Here is a 17,927-nt window from a genome sequence, read left to right as displayed (position 1 = left end):
GAGGAGCGCACCGTCGAAGCCTGCTGGAAGCGCATCGGAACCCTCCTCGACTGCTTCGACCCCGTCGAATGCGCAAACTACCTCGCAAACAGCGGATATGCTTCAGTCTAAGATGATCATGCTCTAGGCGGACCTATCCCGGCTATTGCGTGATCGCGACAACCACCAACTCGAGACCTCGCCTCGCAACACCCTCTCGGCCGACAAATCCCACATGGTGCTGGCGATCCTCGGCGCCGGTGCCGCCTTTTGCGCGGCCGCGATAGGCGGGATCGGCTGGGCGCTCTTGCGCTTGTTCAGCAATCTGGCCGCCAATGTCTGGCCGATCCTGCTCCAGCGCTCCACACGGGTGCGGCTCACGAGCCTCGCGGAAAGGCAGAGTCGAGGGGAAAGCCGCGCGCGGACCCGCCCCTCGACCTGACTCACATCAGGGCTTCTTCGCGACACCGACCAGCGACGGCCGCAGCAACCGGTCCTTGATCATGTAGCCCGCCTGCATTTCCTGCACGATCGTGCCGGGCTCGGAGTCCGAGGCGATCTCGACCATCGCCTGGTGACGGTTGGGATCGAGCGGCTGCCCCATCGCCTCGACCTTGACGATGCCGTTGCGCTGGAAGACGCTGTCGAGCTCGCGCGAGGTCGCCTCGATGCCGATGATAAGGGCCTTCAGGCGCTCGTCCTCGCGCACGTCCTGCGGCACGGCGGCGAGCGCGCGGTCGAGATTGTCCTTCACCGACAGCATGTCGCGGGCAAATCCGGTCGACGCGTAATTGGCCGCATTGACCTTCTCCTGCTCCAGACGGCGGCGCACATTCTGCGTCTCCGCCTGCGCGTAGAGGACATTCTGCCGCGCTTCCTCGAGTTCCTTCAGCACCTCGCCGAGACGATCGGGCTCGGGCGCGCCGCTGTCCTGCGCCTCGGCTTCGGTGGACTGTTCCTGCAGTTCTTCTTGTTCGTTCATGCCATCAATCTCGATAGTGCCTGTGCTGTGAAATCCACCATGGGAACGACGCGTGCATAGTTCAACCGCGTCGGCCCGATAACCCCCACCACGCCGACGACCTTGCCGTCACCCCCGCGGTAAGGCGCGGCGATCACCGAAGATCCTGAAAGCGCGAACAATTTGTTCTCAGAGCCGATGAAGATCTTCATCCCCTGGCCGGCGCGCGCGCTGTCGAGCAGGCGGACGATTTCCTCCTTGCCTTCGAGCTCCTCGAGCAGCTGGCGAATGCGCTCGAGATCGGCAACGCCTTCCTGATCGAGCAGATTGGCCTGGCCGCGGACGATCAGTACCGGCCGCTGGGTGCCATCTTCGGACCACACCGCCAGACCGCGGTCGATCAGGGTCCGGGCGGCGCTGTCGAGCGCCGCCTTGCCTTCCCGGATCTCGCCGTCCAGGCGCGCCCGCGCTTCCTGGAGCGTGAGCCCGGACAGGCGAGCGCTGACATAATTGCCGACCTCGGTCAGCGACGACGCGGTGACGTCCGGCGGCAGATCGATCACGCGGTTCTCGACACTGCCCTCGGTGCCGACCATTACGGCAAGCGCCTGCCGCGGCGAGAGCTGGACGAAGCCGAGCTGGCGCAGCACCGGCTCGCGCTTGGGTACCAGGACGATGCCGGCGCAGGCGGAAAGTCCGGAGAGGGCCGTGGTCGCCGCCGCGAGGGCATCCTCGATCGGACCGCCGCCACGCGCCAGCCGCCCCTCGATCGCCGCCCGCTCTTCCATGCTTGGTTCCGCCGCCTGCATCATGCCATCGACGAACAGGCGCAGGCCCGTCTCGGTCGGCACGCGGCCGGCCGACGTGTGAGGATGCGTAAGCAGGCCCGCTTCCTCGAGATCCTGCATGACGTTGCGGATCGAAGCCGGCGACAGGTTGATGCCCGGGAGGCGCGAAATCGTTCGCGACCCGACCGGGACGCCGGAGCCGATGTAATTTTCGACGAGCAGGCGGAAGACCTCGCGCGCCCTTTCGGTAAGCTCGCTGACCGGGGTTCTCGACATGTCCCTCATGTAGTGCGCTGCGTGGCGGGCGCCACCCCAAGGATGCCGCTCAGAGCCCCTCTCCCTCGACCCAATGGGCATTGGAGAGCCGCCGCGCGACCGACCAGGTCTGTACCCGAATGTCGGGCACCGCGACGATCTCCCACGAGGCGCCGCGTGTCATCGGCCCGAGCGCGAGCAGCCAGTCGTTCGGACTGCCGTCGGCGGCGATCGTCCGCGCCTGGGCATCGACGTCGATGCCGAGCCGCAGCGTGTCCGGCCGGATCGTCCCGCGTGCCACCAGGGTCGCCAGCAGCGGGTCTGAAGAGCGCAGCAGATCGCCCTGCGGCCCCGTGCAATTGATCATTCGGGTGGCATGGAGATGCTCGGTCGCGCCGCTGCCGCGCCGCCGCCACGCAACGTCGATGCCGCCGCCTTCCGCCGGCGTGTAGGCGACCGGCTTGCCGCCCGTGATCTCGAGAATGCCGCTGTCCCGCATCTGCTGCAGCCGATTGGCGACGTCCGGCGCGATTCGGTGGCGGTGAATGTCCCACCACGGGCGGGCATGGCGAAGGAAACGCTGCCGCTGTTCGTCGGTCGCGGCGCGCCACATGTCCTGGGTCATCGGCCGCAGCTCATCGACGGCCGTCCGCCAGCCGACTGCACGTGCCCGCGCCCGGATCTGTTTCACCAGCGCCGAGACTTCGCCCTGCGGACGCTCGGCCAGCGGAGTCTCGGGCGGATGGCTCGGCGCGTGGACATGCGGCGAGAGACCGCGCCGCGACATCGCGACGATCCGCCCCTGGAAGCCTTCCAGCTGCAGGCGGAGCGCGACGTCGACCATGGTGAGGCCGGTGCCGATCACGACGATCGTTTCGTCCGGCTTGAGGTCGCGATAGGCGGCCTCGTCCCACGGGTCGCCGAAATAACCGTGCGCGGCGAGCGCGTCGCCGTCGAGGCGCGGCGGATGGTGGGGCGGCAGATTGCCGACGGCCAGAACCGCGGCGTCGGCATCGAGCCGAGTGCCGTCGGCGAGATCGAGATGCACGACGCCGTCATGCGCCAGATCCCTGACGACGCCGTAGCGTATCTCCAGTCGCCCCTTCGACCGCTGCCGAGCGGCTTCGAGCTGCTCCAGCAGATATTCGCCATAGGTCAGCCGCGGGACGAAGGCGCCGGCCGAGTCGGCGACTCCGCGATCCGAAAGCCAGCGGGCGAAGTGCCCCGGGTCGTCCGGGAAGGCGCTCATGTTGGACGCGCGGACGTTGAGCAGATGAGTCGGATGGGCGGCGCCGAAGGCAAGCCCCTTGCCCGCCGGCTCGCAGCGCTCGATCAGGGTCGCGCGCGGACCGCCGTGGCGGACGAGGTTGATGGCCTGGAGCGCGCCCGAAAATCCGCAGCCGATGATCGCGACATGTTCGGTCACCTTCGGGCGCCCCCCGCCGACACCGTCAAATTTCATATTCGAGCTGCCAGGCCGGATCGGTGAAGGCGGGCGGCTGACTGCGGAAATTGGGCTGGCGCGACTTCATCTGCAGGTAAAGCTGTTTGACCCGATCGCTCGCGGTCTTGGTGAAAAGCGTCGGGAAAACCGCGTGGACAAGACAGGCGAGCCCGCCGACCACCATCGTGCCGCCGAACCGCGCGGCCACACCGGCATGCTCCCAGTAACTTTCTCCGACGCTGCGCGGGTGCGACAGAAACCAGCGGTCCAACATGGCTTTTCTCCCTCTAGGGCGCAGGCCGTACAGGGCCGCGCGAATGCTTGCCGATCCCATGCAGAAAGCCCGGGCAAATACCAAGCTCCCGGGCGGGAATATGCACCAGGGTGGACGGCGCGGAAAGCCGATTGACCCCGGTCAGCAATCCTCGAGGGCGCTGCGCGGCAGCAGTTCCGAAAGCCGTGCCGCGACCTCCCGCTGCCGAAAAGGCTTGGTCAGCAAGGGCAGGTCGGCCATCTGGTGCCCGGCAAGGTTCGCATAGCCGGTGGCGAGCAGGATCGGCATCCTGGGCAGCCGCTTGCGGATTTCCATCGCCAGCTCGGCGCCGTTCATGCCCGGCATCAGATAGTCGGTGATCACCAGATCGGCCGTGACTCCGTCGCGGAGCAATTGCAGCGCCTCGCCCGCCGAACGGGCTTCGACCACGACATGGCCGAGATCGGCCAGCAATTCGGCGGTGCCGCTGCGAACCAGATCCTCGTCGTCGACGAGCAGGATGGTGGCGGGGGGCATGTCGAGGATCGCGGATCCGTCCTCCTCCATCGATTGCTCGGCCGCGCCGGCGGCGACCGGAAGCCACAGCTCGGCCGTGGTCCCCTCGCCGATCTTGCTGTCGAGCAGCAGCGCGCCGCCCGATTGCGCGGCAAGGCCGTGGACCATCGACAGCCCGAGCCCGGTGCCCTTGCCGATGCCCTTGGTCGAGTAGAATGGCTCGATCGCCCGCTTCAGCGTTACGTCGTCCATGCCGGAGCCGGTGTCGCGTACGGCCACCCGCACATAGGTTCCGTAGCGCAGGCCGTTGGGGTGTCCGGGGCCGACCGTCTCGGACGCGATCGAGAGTGTCAGCGTTCCGCCGTCCGGCATGGCATCACGGGCATTGACCGCCAGGTTGAGCAAAGCCAGCTCGAGCTGGTTCGGATCGACCCGCGCCGCCGGCAGATCGTCGGCAGCCCGAATCTCCACGCGGATCCGGGGTCCGATCGAGCGGCCGATCATGTCGCGCGTACCCTCGACGAGCTTGGCGACGTCGATCGCCCGCGCTTCCAGCACCTGCCGACGGGCGAAGGCAAGCAGCCGCTGGACCAGTGTCTTGGCACGCTCCGCCGCTTCGAGCGCGCCGGTCAACAGCCGCTCGGCGCGCGCGTCGCCGTCCAGGCGCCGACGCAGGACGTCGAGTCCGCCGACGATCGGGGTCAGCAGATTGTTGAAGTCGTGCGCGACTCCACCGGTCAACTGACCCATCGTCTCCATTTTCTGCATTTCGGCGAGGTGGCTGAACGCCGCCTCGCGCTCCGCGATGGCCTCGACCACGCGAGACTCGAGTGAATCGTTGAGCCGCTTCAGCGCGGCTTCGGCCGCGACCTGCGCCGAAACATCCGTGCATGTGCCGAGCCAGCGAACGATCGCGGCACCCTCGCCGCGGACCGGCACGGCACGGGTCAGGAACGGTCGATATTCGCCGTCAGCACCGAGCAGCGGGATCGTCATTTCGAACGGCTCGCCCGCGGTGAGGCAGCATCGCCACTGGCGCAGCACGTCGGGCAGGTGGTCGGGGTGGTGCACCCGCTCGCGACCAAGCGCCGCCATCTCCTCGGGCGTGGTGCCGGTATATTCGTACCAGCGCTGGTTGTACCAGATCGTGTCGCCGGCGGGGTTGGCCATCCAGCACAGCTGCGGCAGAGTGTCGACCAGGGTGGCGAAATTGGCTTCGCTCTCCCGCAGTGCCGCCTCGGCACGGCGGCGTTCCCGCCGCTCGGACGCTTCGGCGAGCGCGCGCTCGACCACTTCGGACAGTCTGCCGAGCCGCTGCTTTACGACGAAGTCGGTCGCGCCGCGCTTCAGCGCCTCGACCGCGACCTCTTCGCCCAGCGTGCCGGAGACAAAGATGAACGGCGTTTCCGGCGCCTTCTCGACCGCAATCGTGAGCGCGGACTCTCCATCGAACGCAGGCAGGCGATGATCGGCCAGGATCAGGTCGTAAGGCGTGCCGTCGAGTGCCGACGCGAAATCCTCGCGCGACCAAACCCGGTCGATCTTGCACTCAGCGCCCTTGAGGCGAAGATATTCGCAAACAAGGTCCGCGTCGATGCTGCTGTCCTCCAGATGGAGGACGCGCACGATCTTCGTAACCTGGGCCGGTGCCGGAGCTGCCATAAGGCGATCAGCCTCCGCGCGCGATCGGCGGCGGCTCGTTCAGCACCGCCCAGAACATGCCGAGATCCTGGATCGCTTCGAAGAATTGCTCGAACCCGACCGGCTTCACGACGAAAGCATTGACCCCCAACTTGTAGCTTCGCACCAGGTCCTGCTCCTCGCGGGACGAGGTCAGCATGACCACCGGCGTGTGCTTCAAGGAATCATCCTGCTTGATCTGTTCGAGCACCTCGAGGCCGTCCACCTTGGGTAATTTCAGATCCAGAAGAACGACGACGGGGTCGCCGCTGTTCCGCCCGTCGTATTTCCCGCGGGCGTGGAGATAATCCAGTGCTTCCGCGCCATCGCGGGTGATCACCACGGAGTTGGCGAGCTGGCAGCGTTCAAGCGCGGCGAGGGTCAGTTCGACGTCCTTGGGACTGTCCTCGACCAAGAGGATGGGCTTCAATTCTGGCATACTCACACACTCCCCCGAATATTCGGCAGCGCGAAATGGATGGTCGCACCGACGTCCGTCTCACCCTCCGCCCACACGCGGCCACCATGCCGTTGCTCGACGATACGCTTCACGTTCGCAAGGCCGATTCCGGTCCCTTCGAACTCCTCCACCCGATGCAAGCGCTGGAACACGCCGAATAACTTGCTTGAATAGGCCATGTCGAAGCCGGCGCCGTTGTCGCGCACGAAATAGGCGATTTCGCTTTCGTCGGCGGCGCCGCCGATTTCGATGACGGCTTCGTCGCGGCCGCGCGTGAACTTGACGGCATTGTCGACCAAATTCTGCAGCACCAGCCGCATCATGCCCGGATCGGCGAAAGCGGGCGGCAGATCGGCGATCTTCCAGTGAACGGTGCGCCCGCGCGCATCCTGCTCGAACCGGCCCCGGACCTCTGCGGCAAGCGCGTTCATGTCGATCAGGATGGGATTGAGCGTCGCGCGACCCATTTGCGAGAAGCTCAGCAGATCGTCGACCAGGCCTCCTGCAGATACGGCGGATTCGATGATCGTGTCGATGTAGCGGCGTCCGCGCTCCGACAGGCTCTGCCCCTCATTCTGCTTCAGCAGTTCGGAATAGCCGACGATGTGCCGGAACGGCGCCCTGAGATCGTGGCTGACCGAATAACTGAAGGCTTCGAGCTCGCGGTTGCTGCGGACCAGCTGCTCGTTGAGCTGCGCCATTTCCTCGGCGCTGCGAAGCACGATGTCGACGATCGCACTCCTTAGCTGGCCCGCGGCATCGATCTCCGCTTCGTCCCACGGTGCCGATCGCAGTCGCACGATCTCCTTCCAGACTTCGAACGATTTGCGCGGGTGGATGCGAGCGCCGTCCGGCTCGGCTGGCTTGATCGGCGAGCCGCCCCACGAAACCGTTCGCACGACCTCGGGCCGAAACCAGATCAGGTAGCTCCGCCGCACCCGGGAGATCGTCGCAGCGAGGATGCCGCTCGCCCGGTCCTTGAAGCCCTCCGCGTCCGGCATGTCGGCAGACAGTGCGTCGGTCGCGTAGACATCACCCCTGCCGTCTTCGCTCAGCCATTGGACAAGGCGCGCAATCTCGTCGTCGGATGGTGTCTCGCCGATCGTGCGGCAGCTGCCGTCGAGGATGATCGCCGCGCCGGCCGCGCGGGTCAGGCCGAGCAGTTCCTCGGGGCTGGCGAGAAGCGCGTCGGCAAAGCCGACTTCGCTGCCCGCCATGTGCGACAGCAAGCGCGACTGAATGCTGCGCAGCTCGATCCGACGCTCGGCGAGCGCGGTCGCCTCGCGGGCCGCGATCTGCAGCGACAGGATCTGGCCGATGAATTCGCAGGCGGTGCGGACGTGATAGGGTACCCGGTGCGGATCTCGATTGTGGCAGGAGATCAGGCCCCAGAGCCGTCCCTCACTCAGCAATGAGATCGACATCGATGCGCCGGTCCCCATGTTGCGCATATATTCGAGATGCACCGGCGAAACGCTGCGCAGCACCGCGAGGCTGAGGTCGACCGGTGCGCGGCTGTCCGGATGAACAGGCGGCTCGATCGGGATCGGCACGTAATTCGCATCGGCGATCAGCCGCAGGCGATTGAGCCGATAGAGCTCACGGGCCTGCGCCGGGACGTCGCTCGCGGGGAAGCGCAGGTCGAGATAGCTCGGGAGACGCTCGTTGCGATCTTCAGCGACGACCGTGCCGTTCCAGTCGGCATCGAAACGATAGACGAGAACCCGGTCCAGACCCGTGATTCGCCGGACTTCGCGCGCTGCGAGCACGCCCAGTTCCTCGATCGAGCGCGCCGGCTGGAGATCGTTCAAGAAGGAGCGGACCAGCGGATGGACGTCCTCTAACGAGCCGGGCTCCCCCTCCACAACCTCCTCGAGTTCGAGGATGATCGCCGCCCCTGAGCGGTGCGCCAGGAGGTTGAACGGGGTCCCGCGGGCGGCGAGGCGGCCTGTCCCGAGAAAGGTTGCGCCGCCACTGGGGAGCTCAGCCAGCAACGCCGAACAAGAGGGCGCACGATCCGGCCGAACGAGTGCATCGATGCTTTGCCCGAGCGGATCGCCCGCGCGCGACGCCTGCGCTGAAGGGCCGAGCGCGGCCTGCCAGACGCGAAGATCACGCGGATCGAGGACGAACAGCGCGCCCTGCGGCTGGATCGTACCGGGGATGTGGATCGGCTCGCGCGCGCACGCATCGAGGTCGCCCGGCCCCGTTGCCACCGCGTTCCCTCCCCGCAAATTGACGGTCATTCACTCTCCACCGCGCCATCATGCGACGCGCCACGTTGCGAGCCATAACGATCGTCGTGCGGCGCCGCTACCTGCCCAAAAGGCGACAACCGATCCAGCTGTCGCCTGTCGGCAACACTTCGCCCCAAGCCGTGGTCACCCGGAACAAAGTCTTCTCCCACAAATTCGAAGGCAATCGGTCGTGCAGGCAGTCATGCGCGCCACGCGTTGCAATCCTCTTGTCCCAACCGCATCCGGAAAGGCAATGATCGCGTGAGCGGGCTGCAATCTTTACTCTTCGTCAGCACCAGCTTGATCGCGTCCGCCGACGAAGCACACGAGATCGAAGCAATCCTTACCGTCGGCGAGCAGCGCAACGCAAAGCTCGGCGTCACCGGAGCGCTCGTGTTCACGCACCGTCACTTTGCCGAGATCATCGAAGGTCCGCCCGGCTCGCTCGCGGAACTGATGACCAGCATCCGCCGTGATCCGCGCCATGCCGATCTGTCCGAAGTGGATTGCCTCGGGATCGATCGGCCGAGTTTCGCGCGCTGGACAATGGCCTATCATGGACCCGCGACCTATGTCGGCAAGCGCGTCGAAGCCCTGCTGACCGGCGGAGCGTCGGCCGATGCCCGCGAATTGCGGTTGTTGATCCGCGAGCTTTCGAAGGTCGAATGCCCCGCGCAAGGGCGCTCACGAGGAGGCGGGTCGGAGAGCGGCCGTGAGAAGGAGGGAGCTCCGCAGACCCGCACGCAAATGAGGGCATCGAGACCCGGCGCCGATTGGCGGCGATGCACGCCTGTGCGACAAGATCCGAATGACGGGGACCTGCGTCAGCCTCTGGATCGGCCCTGCGCTCGGCGCGGTCGAGCGTGCCTGCATCCGCTCGGTCCTCCGCCAAGGCCACCGGTTCGTCCTGTACCGGTACGACGATATCGAGGGCATCCCGGTGGGAGTCGAATTGCGCGACGCTGCAGAGATCGTCCCGGCGAGCCGCATCATCCGGCACAAAGGCGGTAGCGTCGCCTTGTTCGCCAATCTCTTTCGCTACGAGTTGCAGCGCCAGGGGCTCGGCACCTGGCTCGATCTCGATCTTTACCTGCTCAAGCCGCTCGACATGGAGGCGCCCTATCTCTTGGGCGAAGAGGAACCGGGCCGGTACACGAACGGCGTGTTGCGGCTGCCACCGGACTGCCCGATGCTGCCGGCGCTGCTCGCGCTGTTCGAGGAGCGCACCGTCCCCGCCTGGATTCCGTGGCGGGCTCGTCTGGCCGCGCACTGGCGATTGTGGCGCACCGGCCGCGCCGGGCTCTCGCAGATGCCGTGGGGCAGCGCCGGTCCGGCTGCTCTAACCCATCTCGCTATTCTTCACGGCCTCTCCGACCGGGCCCTCCCCCCCGAGATCCTGTACCCGGTGCACTGGCGCGATGCCCGCTGGATCGTCGATCCCGAATGCCTGCTGGAAGATCGCGTCAGCGGCCGAACGATCGCACTCCATCTCTACAACGAGCTCATCAAGGGCTTCAAGGACCGGCCGGCGCCGCCCGGAAGCTTCCTCGCCCGGCTTCAAAGCGAAGGTGCGCCGTGAACGCGCCTCCGCGCTTTTGATTACAGGATCGGCTTGCCGCCGGTGACGGCGATCGTGGCACCAGAGACGTAACTCGCTTCGTCCGATGCCAGCATGACATAGACCGGTGCCAGTTCCTTCGGCTGTCCCGGCCGCTTCATCGGCACCTGCTCGCCGAAACTCTCGACCTTATCCTGCGGCATGGTGGACGGAATCAGCGGAGTCCAGATCGGCCCGGGTGCCACGCAATTGGCTCGAATGCCCCGCTCGGCCAGCAATTGCGCAAGCCCCGCGGTGAAATTCTGAATCGCGCCTTTGGTGGTGGCGTAGGCGAGCAGCTGCGGCGTCGGGCTATCGGCATTGACCGAGGTCGTGTTGATGATCGATCCGCCCTGGCCCATGTGCGCCACCGCTGCCTTGGTGATGTAGAACATCGCATGGATGTTGGTTCGGAACGTCATGTCCCACTCTTCGTCCGGGATCTCCTCGATCGTGTCGAAGGTCATCTGGTGGGCGGCGTTGTTGACGAGGATGTCGATGCGGCCGAACGCCTCGACCGCGGTGGCGACCAGCGCTCGGCAGTGGTCAGCGCTCGAAATGTCGCCTGGGAACAGCACGGCCTGCCGGCCCGCCGCCTCGATCTGGCGCTTGGTGTCCTCGGCATCCTCATGCTCGTTGAGATACGAGATCAGCACGTCCGCACCTTCGCGGGCGTAAGCGATCGCGACGGCCCGGCCGATGCCGCTGTCGCCACCGGTGATGACCGCCTTCTTGCCGGCAAGACGGCCTGAGCCCCGGTAGCTGTCCTCGCCGTGTTCGGGCTTGGTGCGCATCTCCTGGGTGCTGCCGGGGGCGGCCTGTTCGGGTTCGTCGAACGGGGGTCGGGGAGTCTCGCTCATCTTGGTCTCCGGGCGCTGAGAGGATGCGACGGCGAACCCCCGGGGACGAAGCGGGTTCCGGGCTCGCCCGGAGGAAATTGCGCATGGCGGAGACACCAAAATCTCGATGCAGAACGGTCAAGTCCGGAACGGCCGCAAATCCGGTGCGTTGCCGTTGAAGTTACGAAAACCCCTTCTCTCACAAAGGTTTAGAAATGATCCCAACAACTTCGTCGAGGCGGACTGCCGGCTTGGCGGGCTGCCTTGCGGCGGCCCTGCTCGTCTCCGCCTGCGCAACGTCTACTCCCTATCAGCCGATCGGCACCCGCGGGTCGCAGGCAAGCGGCGGCTATAGCGAACAGCGGATCGAGGATAATCGCTACCGCGTGAACTTCACCGGCAACAGCTTCACGTCGCGCCAGCAGGTCGAGAACTTCCTGCTCTACCGTGCCGCGGAGCTCACCACCCAGAACGGTTATGACGGGTTCACGATGGTGGCGCGCGCCACCGATCCCAACGTCCGCACCCGCGTCTCCTCGTCACCCTTCGGTCCGGGGCCGTTCGGCTATTGGGGCCCCTCCTGGCGCTATCGCTACGGCGGCCTCGGCTGGCGCAACTGGCATCCGTGGGGCGGCGATCCGTTCTGGGCCGACGATGTCGATGTTCGCACCGTCACCAATTATGAAGCTTCGGCAGAGATCGTCATGTTCCGGGGTCAGCGGCGGGACGATCCGAGCAGCTTCGACGCGCGTCAGGTGATCCAGAATCTCGGCCCGACGCTGCAGCGTCCCAAATGAACGAAGAGGGCGGACCGCAAGGCGGCCGCCCTCCTCCCGTAGGACCAGCCGCGCTTCAGCCGAAGCGCGGCAGATCTCGTTCGATGCGATCAGCGGCAGTTCTTGTCCCGGGTCAGAGCGCGCCCGCCGAGCAGGCCTGCAGCACCGCCGAGGATGGCGCCGACCGTGCGGTCTCCCCGACCGGCAATCTCACGGCCGAGCAACGCACCGCCGGCACCGCCGATGATGGCACCCGTGGTGCCGGAACGGCAGCGGCCGTTATTGCGGTACGAGCGGCGATCATAGCGATCGGCATAATAGCCGTCGCGAGCGCTGTTGTTGTGATAGCCATGGGCGCGACCGCGCGGATGGGCGTCGGCTGCTGCCGGAACGGCAGTGAGAGCGGTCATAAGGCCGGCGGCGGCAAGGGTGACCTTCTTCAGCATTGTCTTTCTCCTTTTTGCCGCGAGGCCATCTACTCGGCCTCACGCTTGCTGAGCCTGTGTTGGCCGATTCGGTTTGAGCGCCTCCTGAACGCGCTCGAAAGCTTTCGTTCATCTCAACGGCCCGTCTCATGAACGGGCCGATTCATCGCGCGATGACGATTGACACCCGGGTGCCGGCGCGCCCAAGCGGTCCCGCTTCGCCCGCCAGGCCGTTCCGGAGACATCATGCAAAGCCCCCATACCGGGCCGGCCCTCGGGCTGGACTTCGGCACGACCAATAGCGTCGCTGCGATCGTCGGCGACGATGGCGCTCCAGATCTGATCGGCTTCGGCAGCGACGGGGACGCGATCTTCCGGTCAGCCTTGTGCTTCTGGCATGACGAAGCGGTGAAGGGCGGCCTCGCCGTCGAGGCGGGCCCGTTCGCGATTGCCGAATATCTCGAATATCCCGAGGACAGCCGCTTCCTCCAGTCGTTCAAGTCGGTCGCCGCCAGCGCAAGCTTCGAAAGCGCGTCGGTGTTCGAGAAACGCTATCGCTTCGAAGAGCTCGGACGCATCTTCCTCGATCGGCTTGCCGGCCATGCCGGCGGGCGCCTCGATCCGCGGCCGAGCCGCCTCGTCGTCGGCCGCCCCGTCCAATATGCCGGCGCGCGCCCGGATCCTGCGCTTGCACGATCGCGCTACGATGCGATGTTCCAGGGATTCGCCGACGAGATCCATTATGTCTACGAGCCGATCTCCGCGGCGTTCAGCTATGCCTCGCGGCTGACCGAGCCGACCACCCTGCTCGTTGCCGATTTCGGCGGCGGCACCAGCGATTTCTCGATCGTCGAAGTCGCCGAGCCCGGCGCCGCTCGCCGCTGCACCCCGCTCGGCCATGCCGGACTCGGCATCGCCGGCGATCGCTTCGACTATCGGATCGTCGATCGGCTGGTGCTGCCGATGCTCGGCAAGGGCAGCCTGTACCGCTCCTTCGGCAAGGAGATCGAGATCCCGCGGGGCTACTTCAGCGATTTCGCCGATTGGTCGCGGCTGGCGCTGATGCGCAATCGCAGGACGATGGACGAATTGCGGCGCCTGCAACGCGACGCGGTCGATGGCGCGGCGATCGCCCGGATGATCGCCGTGATCGAGAACGAGCTCGGCTATCCCCTTTACGATTCCGTCGGTCGGCTGAAGCGGGCCTTGTCGTCCGAGGAGAAGGCGCACTTCCACTTTGCCGGCGCCGGGCTCGAGATCGAGGCGGACGTCACCCGGAACATGTTCGAGACGTGGATCGCCGACGACATCGCCCGCATGGACCAGACGGTCGATCGTGCGTTGGCCGATGCGGGGCTTCCCTCGGGCGCGATCGACCGGGTGTTCCTGACCGGAGGCACCTCGCTCATCCCGGCGGTCCGCGCGATCTTCGAACGCCGCTTCGGCCCCGATGCGATCATGACCGGCGGCGAGCTTACCTCCATCGCCCACGGCCTGGCACTGATCGCTCAGGAAGAGGATCTCGCGCCGTGGGCGGCGTGAACGCCGAGAGACTTGCCGAGACGAGCCTCTATCGCCCGGTCAAGGCGTTCCTCGAGGCGCAGGGATTCACCGTCAAAGGCGAGATTTGCGGCTGCGATCTGGTCGCCGTGCGCGGTGATGAGCCGCCGCTCCTCGTCATTGCCGAGCTCAAGCTCAGTTTCTCGCTCGAGCTCGTGCTGCAGGCCGTGGATCGTCTGCGCGCCGCCGACAGCGTCTATCTCGCCGTGCTCGGCAGCCGGCGCGGCCGCGATCAGGATCGGCGCGCGCATCGCCTTTGCCGATTGCTCGGGATCGGCCTACTGATCGTCGATCCGAAGCTCGGCAGTGTCGCGTTGGTGGCCGAACCTACACCCTACCGCCCCCGTGCGGATCTCACCCGGCGCAAGCGGTTGCTCAAGGAGCACAAGGCACGCCGGGGCGACCCGGCGGTCGGCGGATCCACCCGTCAGCCGATCATGACCGCCTATCGCCAGCGCGCCCTCGCGTGCGCCGCCGCGCTGCGCGACGGCCCGAAACGCCCCCGAGACCTGAAGCCGCTCGCCGATGATGCCGGCGCAATCCTGCTGCGCAACGTCTACGGCTGGTTCGAACGATTGGACAAAGGCGTATATCGGCTTACCGCAGCCGGAGAGGCGGCAGTCGGCAGCGATTGATCGACCTCTCCGGCAAGTCTGCGACCACGGTAACCAAAGCAGGCGACTTGCACGCGTGGTCGATGTAATCGGCGCCCATGACCGCCGAAATCGAGCAATTCCACGCCATCGCCATCAGCCGCCTCGCCCATCAGCTGAAGGCGGAAGGACGATCGATCATCCACATGGAGTTCGGGCAACCCTCGACCGGCGCGCCGGCGGCCGCGATCGCCGCCGCGCACCGGATCCTCGATGCCGATGCGATGGGCTATTGGGAGAGCCCACAGCTTAAGGGGCGGATCGCCGCGCTTTACGACGAACGCTACGGGGCAGGCGTCGATGCCGAGCAGGTGATCCTTACCTGCGGCGCGTCGCCGGCCCTCGTCCTCGCTCTGGCCTGCGTGTTCGCGCCGGGTGCGCGGGTTGCCCTCGCTCGCCCCGGTTATGTCGCCTATCGCAACACGCTGAAGGCGCTGCACATCGAACCGCTCGAGCTGCCCTGCGGCGAGGCGGAGCGGTATCAGATTACCGCCGCGGCGCTGGAGTGCATCGATCCGGCGCCGGACGGGCTGATCGTCGCCAGCCCCGCCAATCCAACCGGCACGATCATTGCGCCCGACGAACTCGCTGCCATCGCCGAAGTCTGCCGCCGCCGGAACATCCGCATCGTCTCCGACGAAATCTACCATGGCCTCAGCTATGTCGGCCCGGCGCACACGATGCTGGAGCATTCCGCCGATGCGCTGATCGTCAACAGCTTCTCCAAATATTACAGCATGGCAGGATGGCGGCTCGGCTGGCTGGTGGTGCCGCCGGATCTGATCGGGGCCGCCCGGGCGCGCATGGGCAATCTGTTCCTGACGCCGCCGTCGCTGTCGCAACATGCCGGGCTGATGGCGATGGACTGCGAGGGCGAACTCGAAGGCCATCGCGACACCTATGCCCGCAATCGCGCGCTGCTGCTCGACGCACTGCCGCGCATGGACCTGCGGCGGATCGCACCGCCGGACGGCGCATTCTACGTCTATGCCGACATCGGCCATCTGACGAACGACAGTCTCGCTTTTTGCACCGCTCTGCTCCGGGATACCGGCGTGGCGACCGCGCCAGGGATCGATTTCGATCCGGTCGACGGCCACCATTTCATGCGCTTCAGCTTTGCTGTGGCGACGAATCAGGTGGAAGACGCGATCGCGCGGATCGAGCCATGGTTTGCGACGCGCGCGCCGTTGCGCTGACGCGGGCGACGCGATGGAGCTATCGGACCGAGAACCTTCATCAATGACGAGCGCATGATCGATCATGCCCCAGGCTCGTGCTTCCGGCCTCCCCGTGAAGGCAGAGTCTGCCAGCCTCTCTCTTAAACGGTCTTGCGTCCGGCGGTTCGTAGTTGGTGGCCGAGCGACGCACATTTGCGGTTCGGCAAGCGGGAGCCCCGCCTGCCGAACCCTGATCCGCGGCCTTGGCGCCGCGCCTGCAGCACGGCGTCGCAGCCCGCCAAGCGCCTAGGCCTTCTTGGCGGTAAGATGCGCGCTGAGATGCTTGTTCATCTCGAACATGCTGACCGATTTCTTGTTGAAGATCTTGCCGAGCTTGTCGTCGGCATTGATCTGGCGCCTGTCCTTGGCGTCCTGCAGATCATTCTTCTTGATATAATCCCACATCTTCTTGACCACCTCGCTCCGCGGCAGATCCTCCTTGCCGACGATCTCGGCGAGCTCGGCGGATGGCGTCACCGGCGCCGTGATCCCGCCCCGAGCACCGCCCGCGGGCTTGCCGGTCGCCTTCACCTTCTTCTCCGCGACCTTGGTTTCCTCTTTGCCGCGTTTCTCTGCCGATCGTGCCATCTCTTACTCCTGTGAACGCTCACCTGTTGATGGGGCGCGCTGGATGGAACGCGCCAGCAACGATCTGGTTCGTTCCGCAACGTTCTTGGCCCCGTCGCGGGCGCGAAGTGAGGTGCAAAGAACTCGTTTTCCCATCGGGCGCAGCGTGAGCGACGGCCGAGCACCAGGTGATGTCGCCTGGAGTGCCCGGCCGTGCCCAGTCAATGCAAGTCGAAGAGCAGCATCTCGGACTCGGTGTCCGCCTCGATCGTGAGCAAGGTCTCGCCCGTGATCGCCGCGCCGTCGCCTTCGCGCATCTCGGTCCCGTTGAGGCCGATCACTCCGGCGGTCACCTGCACCCAATAGCCCCGGCCTGGCGACAGCGCGCGGGTCAGCACGCTGCCCTCGTCCAGGCGAGCGATCTCGATCGCGGCATCCTGATGCAGCCGGACGGAGCCCTCACGACCATCCGGAGTCGCGATCGCGACGAGTTCGTTGCGCCGGTCTTCGGCCGGGAAATGCTTCTGTTCGTAGGAAGGCGGCAAGCCCTGCTCCGACGGAATGATCCAGATCTGCAGCGCGTGCGCGCGCGCGTCCCCGCTCGGGTTCACCTCGCTATGGACCACGCCGGTGCCCGCACTCATCCGCTGCACATCGCCGGCGCCGATCGTCGCTTCGTTGCCGAGGCTGTCGCGGTGGGTGATCCGCCCCTGAAGGACGATCGTCACGATCTCCATATTATCGTGCCCATGGTCCGGGAAGCCGGCCCCCGGAACCACGCGATCCTCGTTGATCACCCGCAGGCTCCGGAAGCCCATATGCTTGGGATCGTGATAGTGGCCGAACGAAAAGCTGTGCCGCGCATCCACCAGCGCTCCGCGATGATGGCCTCGGGCACCCCGGTCCCTGAATTCGATCATGATCGTTCTCCTGTCTGGAGCCCATCTAGGGTGACGCAAGCGTCCCGGTGAGAGCGATAAAATGCCCGCGGTCGTTCGAGAAAGTCGAACAATGGGCAGCTGCGCCGATGAAACGGTTCTTCGCCTTCAGCTTGTCAGTGCTCCACCGTCGCTGCCGATAGGGCCGTGCCGCCAATCTGGCCATCGATCGCTTTTACGTGCGCTCTTACGATTACCCTTAGGAGCGCACGCTCGTACTCGCGCGGCGGAGGCTGGCTGATCGGCCTCCTCCTGACCCGTCACTCCAGCGATCGACGACTACAACACCGAGCGCCCGCACTCCTCGCTCGGCTACGCCACACCGGCCGCCTTTGCCGCCGGCTTTGACAAGCAACGGCCTGCACGCGTGCAGGCCGTTGCTTCACATGCATGCGCCGATGCGCAATCACAATCGCCGGTCCCTAGTCCCGACGGGATGAAAGTTGGGGGTCACGTCATACCGTGATCTGGCTCATCACCCGCTCTTACGTGTGACCTTACGAGCACCCTTAAGAGCGCTCCCTCACGCCCGCGCCAAGACGGCCTCCACCGGAGGGATACGGCTATCGCCCCTGCGGCGTCCTTACGAGCACCCGTAAGAGTGACGTCACGCTTCATCTGCTCCGGGCACAAAAAAACCGCCGAGGCTTTTGCCTGGCGGTTGTGGTTGGTTGCGGGAGTAGGATTTGAACCTACGACCTTCAGGTTATGAGCCTGACGAGCTACCGGGCTGCTCCATCCCGCGTCACCAACGATCGGGCGCTTGTGCGGCAACCCGG

At 66.0% G+C, this 17,927-nt stretch carries 17 protein-coding genes, 1 tRNA gene and 3 pseudogenes; 9 read left to right on the top strand and 12 right to left on the bottom strand.

Annotated features, from left to right (window positions below; all coding sequences use genetic code 11):
- Positions 1 to 111 (top strand): annotated as a pseudogene (locus C7I55_RS28630) (IS630 family transposase); the annotation flags it as partial.
- Between the two features lie 34 nt (positions 112 to 145).
- Positions 146 to 421, top strand: a complete 276-nt coding sequence (locus C7I55_RS27450) for a glycosyl-4,4'-diaponeurosporenoate acyltransferase CrtO family protein (protein ID WP_106516248.1) — start codon at positions 146 to 148, stop codon at positions 419 to 421.
- A gap of 6 nt (positions 422 to 427) precedes the next feature.
- Here C7I55_RS27450 and grpE read toward each other — a convergent pair whose 3' ends face one another.
- The 7 genes from grpE to C7I55_RS27415 form a co-directional block, all read right to left on the bottom strand.
- Positions 428 to 961, bottom strand: a complete 534-nt coding sequence (grpE, locus tag C7I55_RS27445) for a nucleotide exchange factor GrpE (protein WP_106516247.1) — start codon at positions 959 to 961, stop codon at positions 428 to 430.
- Positions 958 to 2,004, bottom strand: a complete 1,047-nt coding sequence (hrcA, locus tag C7I55_RS27440; protein ID WP_106516246.1) for a heat-inducible transcriptional repressor HrcA — start codon at positions 2,002 to 2,004, stop codon at positions 958 to 960. The genes grpE and hrcA overlap by 4 nt, the downstream gene beginning before the upstream one ends.
- A gap of 49 nt (positions 2,005 to 2,053) precedes the next feature.
- Positions 2,054 to 3,445, bottom strand: a complete 1,392-nt coding sequence (locus C7I55_RS27435) for an FAD/NAD(P)-binding protein (RefSeq protein WP_199193110.1) — start codon at positions 3,443 to 3,445, stop codon at positions 2,054 to 2,056.
- Entirely contained in the window at positions 3,435 to 3,701 is a 267-nt protein-coding gene (locus C7I55_RS27430) for a DUF6356 family protein (RefSeq protein WP_106516245.1), read from the bottom strand. The genes C7I55_RS27435 and C7I55_RS27430 overlap by 11 nt, the downstream gene beginning before the upstream one ends.
- Positions 3,702 to 3,842: 141 nt before the next feature.
- The gene (locus tag C7I55_RS27425) at positions 3,843 to 5,858 is read right to left on the bottom strand and encodes a response regulator (protein ID WP_106516244.1); all 2,016 of its coding nucleotides are present in this window, start codon (positions 5,856 to 5,858) and stop codon (positions 3,843 to 3,845) included.
- Between the two features lie 7 nt (positions 5,859 to 5,865).
- Positions 5,866 to 6,315 (bottom strand): response regulator, encoded by a 450-nt coding sequence (locus tag C7I55_RS27420; protein WP_106516243.1) that lies wholly within the window; start codon positions 6,313 to 6,315, stop codon positions 5,866 to 5,868.
- Between the two features lie 2 nt (positions 6,316 to 6,317).
- Positions 6,318 to 8,582, bottom strand: a complete 2,265-nt coding sequence (locus C7I55_RS27415; RefSeq protein WP_106516242.1) for an ATP-binding protein — start codon at positions 8,580 to 8,582, stop codon at positions 6,318 to 6,320.
- 252 nt (positions 8,583 to 8,834) lie between these two features.
- Between C7I55_RS27415 and C7I55_RS29545 the strand changes: the two are divergent.
- A pseudogene (locus C7I55_RS29545) lies at positions 8,835 to 9,065 on the top strand (BLUF domain-containing protein); the annotation flags it as partial.
- Between the two features lie 316 nt (positions 9,066 to 9,381).
- Positions 9,382 to 10,152, top strand: coding sequence for a hypothetical protein (locus tag C7I55_RS28415; protein WP_233222456.1), 771 nt, complete (start codon positions 9,382 to 9,384; stop codon positions 10,150 to 10,152).
- 20 nt (positions 10,153 to 10,172) lie between these two features.
- Here C7I55_RS28415 and C7I55_RS27400 read toward each other — a convergent pair whose 3' ends face one another.
- Positions 10,173 to 11,030, bottom strand: coding sequence for an SDR family oxidoreductase (locus C7I55_RS27400; protein ID WP_106516239.1), 858 nt, complete (start codon positions 11,028 to 11,030; stop codon positions 10,173 to 10,175).
- A 230-nt stretch (positions 11,031 to 11,260) separates the two neighbouring features.
- Here C7I55_RS27400 and C7I55_RS27395 point away from each other — a divergent pair, with 230 nt between their 5' ends.
- Complete coding sequence (locus C7I55_RS27395; RefSeq protein WP_233222455.1) at positions 11,261 to 11,806, top strand: CC0125/CC1285 family lipoprotein; 546 nt, start codon at positions 11,261 to 11,263, stop codon at positions 11,804 to 11,806.
- Between the two features lie 89 nt (positions 11,807 to 11,895).
- On the opposite strand, the gene C7I55_RS27390 is transcribed toward C7I55_RS27395, so the two are convergent.
- Entirely contained in the window at positions 11,896 to 12,231 is a 336-nt protein-coding gene (locus C7I55_RS27390; protein WP_106516237.1) for a glycine zipper 2TM domain-containing protein, read from the bottom strand.
- A gap of 225 nt (positions 12,232 to 12,456) precedes the next feature.
- On the opposite strand from C7I55_RS27390, the gene C7I55_RS27385 reads away from it, so the two are divergent.
- The 3 genes from C7I55_RS27385 to C7I55_RS27375 all read left to right on the top strand — a co-directional run bounded on the left by C7I55_RS27385 (position 12,457) and on the right by C7I55_RS27375 (position 15,622).
- On the top strand, positions 12,457 to 13,752 hold the full coding sequence (locus C7I55_RS27385; protein WP_106516236.1) for an Hsp70 family protein: 1,296 nt from the start codon (positions 12,457 to 12,459) through the stop codon (positions 13,750 to 13,752).
- Entirely contained in the window at positions 13,740 to 14,405 is a 666-nt protein-coding gene (locus C7I55_RS27380) for a DUF2161 family putative PD-(D/E)XK-type phosphodiesterase (RefSeq protein WP_106516235.1), read from the top strand. The genes C7I55_RS27385 and C7I55_RS27380 overlap by 13 nt, the downstream gene beginning before the upstream one ends.
- A 77-nt stretch (positions 14,406 to 14,482) precedes the next feature.
- Complete coding sequence (locus tag C7I55_RS27375; RefSeq protein ID WP_106516234.1) at positions 14,483 to 15,622, top strand: aminotransferase class I/II-fold pyridoxal phosphate-dependent enzyme; 1,140 nt, start codon at positions 14,483 to 14,485, stop codon at positions 15,620 to 15,622.
- A gap of 267 nt (positions 15,623 to 15,889) precedes the next feature.
- On the opposite strand, the gene C7I55_RS27370 is transcribed toward C7I55_RS27375, so the two are convergent.
- On the bottom strand, positions 15,890 to 16,231 hold the full coding sequence (locus C7I55_RS27370; protein WP_106516233.1) for an SWIB/MDM2 domain-containing protein: 342 nt from the start codon (positions 16,229 to 16,231) through the stop codon (positions 15,890 to 15,892).
- Between the two features lie 200 nt (positions 16,232 to 16,431).
- The gene (locus tag C7I55_RS27365; protein ID WP_106516232.1) at positions 16,432 to 17,130 is read right to left on the bottom strand and encodes a pirin family protein; all 699 of its coding nucleotides are present in this window, start codon (positions 17,128 to 17,130) and stop codon (positions 16,432 to 16,434) included.
- A gap of 286 nt (positions 17,131 to 17,416) precedes the next feature.
- On the opposite strand from C7I55_RS27365, the pseudogene C7I55_RS29540 reads away from it, so the two are divergent.
- Positions 17,417 to 17,614: pseudogene (locus C7I55_RS29540) on the top strand (integrase core domain-containing protein); the annotation flags it as partial.
- A gap of 202 nt (positions 17,615 to 17,816) precedes the next feature.
- Here C7I55_RS29540 and C7I55_RS27355 read toward each other — a convergent pair.
- Positions 17,817 to 17,893: transfer RNA gene (locus C7I55_RS27355), tRNA-Met, on the bottom strand.
- Between the last annotated feature and the right edge of the window lie 34 nt (positions 17,894 to 17,927).

The sequence above is a fragment of the Allosphingosinicella deserti genome (assembly GCF_003012735.1).
Classification (GTDB): Bacteria; Pseudomonadota; Alphaproteobacteria; order Sphingomonadales; family Sphingomonadaceae; genus Allosphingosinicella; species Allosphingosinicella deserti.
Note: the sequence above shows the minus strand (reverse complement) of the source record. Positions and strands in the feature narration are given on the sequence as shown.

What these genes read in the sequence shown, in the direction of transcription:
- grpE (WP_106516247.1), bottom strand. Translation starts at nt 961, where the DNA reads ATGAACGAACAAGAAGAACTGCAGGAACAGTCCACCGAAGCCGAGGCG.
- hrcA (WP_106516246.1), bottom strand. Translation starts at nt 2,004, where the DNA reads ATGTCGAGAACCCCGGTCAGCGAGCTTACCGAAAGGGCGCGCGAGGTC.
- C7I55_RS27435 (WP_199193110.1), bottom strand. Translation starts at nt 3,445, where the DNA reads ATGAAATTTGACGGTGTCGGCGGGGGGCGCCCGAAGGTGACCGAACAT.
- C7I55_RS27430 (WP_106516245.1), bottom strand. Translation starts at nt 3,701, where the DNA reads ATGTTGGACCGCTGGTTTCTGTCGCACCCGCGCAGCGTCGGAGAAAGT.
- C7I55_RS27425 (WP_106516244.1), bottom strand. Translation starts at nt 5,858, where the DNA reads ATGGCAGCTCCGGCACCGGCCCAGGTTACGAAGATCGTGCGCGTCCTC.
- C7I55_RS27420 (WP_106516243.1), bottom strand. Translation starts at nt 6,315, where the DNA reads ATGCCAGAATTGAAGCCCATCCTCTTGGTCGAGGACAGTCCCAAGGAC.
- C7I55_RS27415 (WP_106516242.1), bottom strand. Translation starts at nt 8,582, where the DNA reads ATGACCGTCAATTTGCGGGGAGGGAACGCGGTGGCAACGGGGCCGGGC.
- C7I55_RS28415 (WP_233222456.1), top strand. Translation starts at nt 9,382, where the DNA reads ATGACGGGGACCTGCGTCAGCCTCTGGATCGGCCCTGCGCTCGGCGCG.
- C7I55_RS27400 (WP_106516239.1), bottom strand. Translation starts at nt 11,030, where the DNA reads ATGAGCGAGACTCCCCGACCCCCGTTCGACGAACCCGAACAGGCCGCC.
- C7I55_RS27390 (WP_106516237.1), bottom strand. Translation starts at nt 12,231, where the DNA reads ATGCTGAAGAAGGTCACCCTTGCCGCCGCCGGCCTTATGACCGCTCTC.
- C7I55_RS27385 (WP_106516236.1), top strand. Translation starts at nt 12,457, where the DNA reads ATGCAAAGCCCCCATACCGGGCCGGCCCTCGGGCTGGACTTCGGCACG.
- C7I55_RS27375 (WP_106516234.1), top strand. Translation starts at nt 14,483, where the DNA reads ATGACCGCCGAAATCGAGCAATTCCACGCCATCGCCATCAGCCGCCTC.
- C7I55_RS27370 (WP_106516233.1), bottom strand. Translation starts at nt 16,231, where the DNA reads ATGGCACGATCGGCAGAGAAACGCGGCAAAGAGGAAACCAAGGTCGCG.
- C7I55_RS27365 (WP_106516232.1), bottom strand. Translation starts at nt 17,130, where the DNA reads ATGATCGAATTCAGGGACCGGGGTGCCCGAGGCCATCATCGCGGAGCG.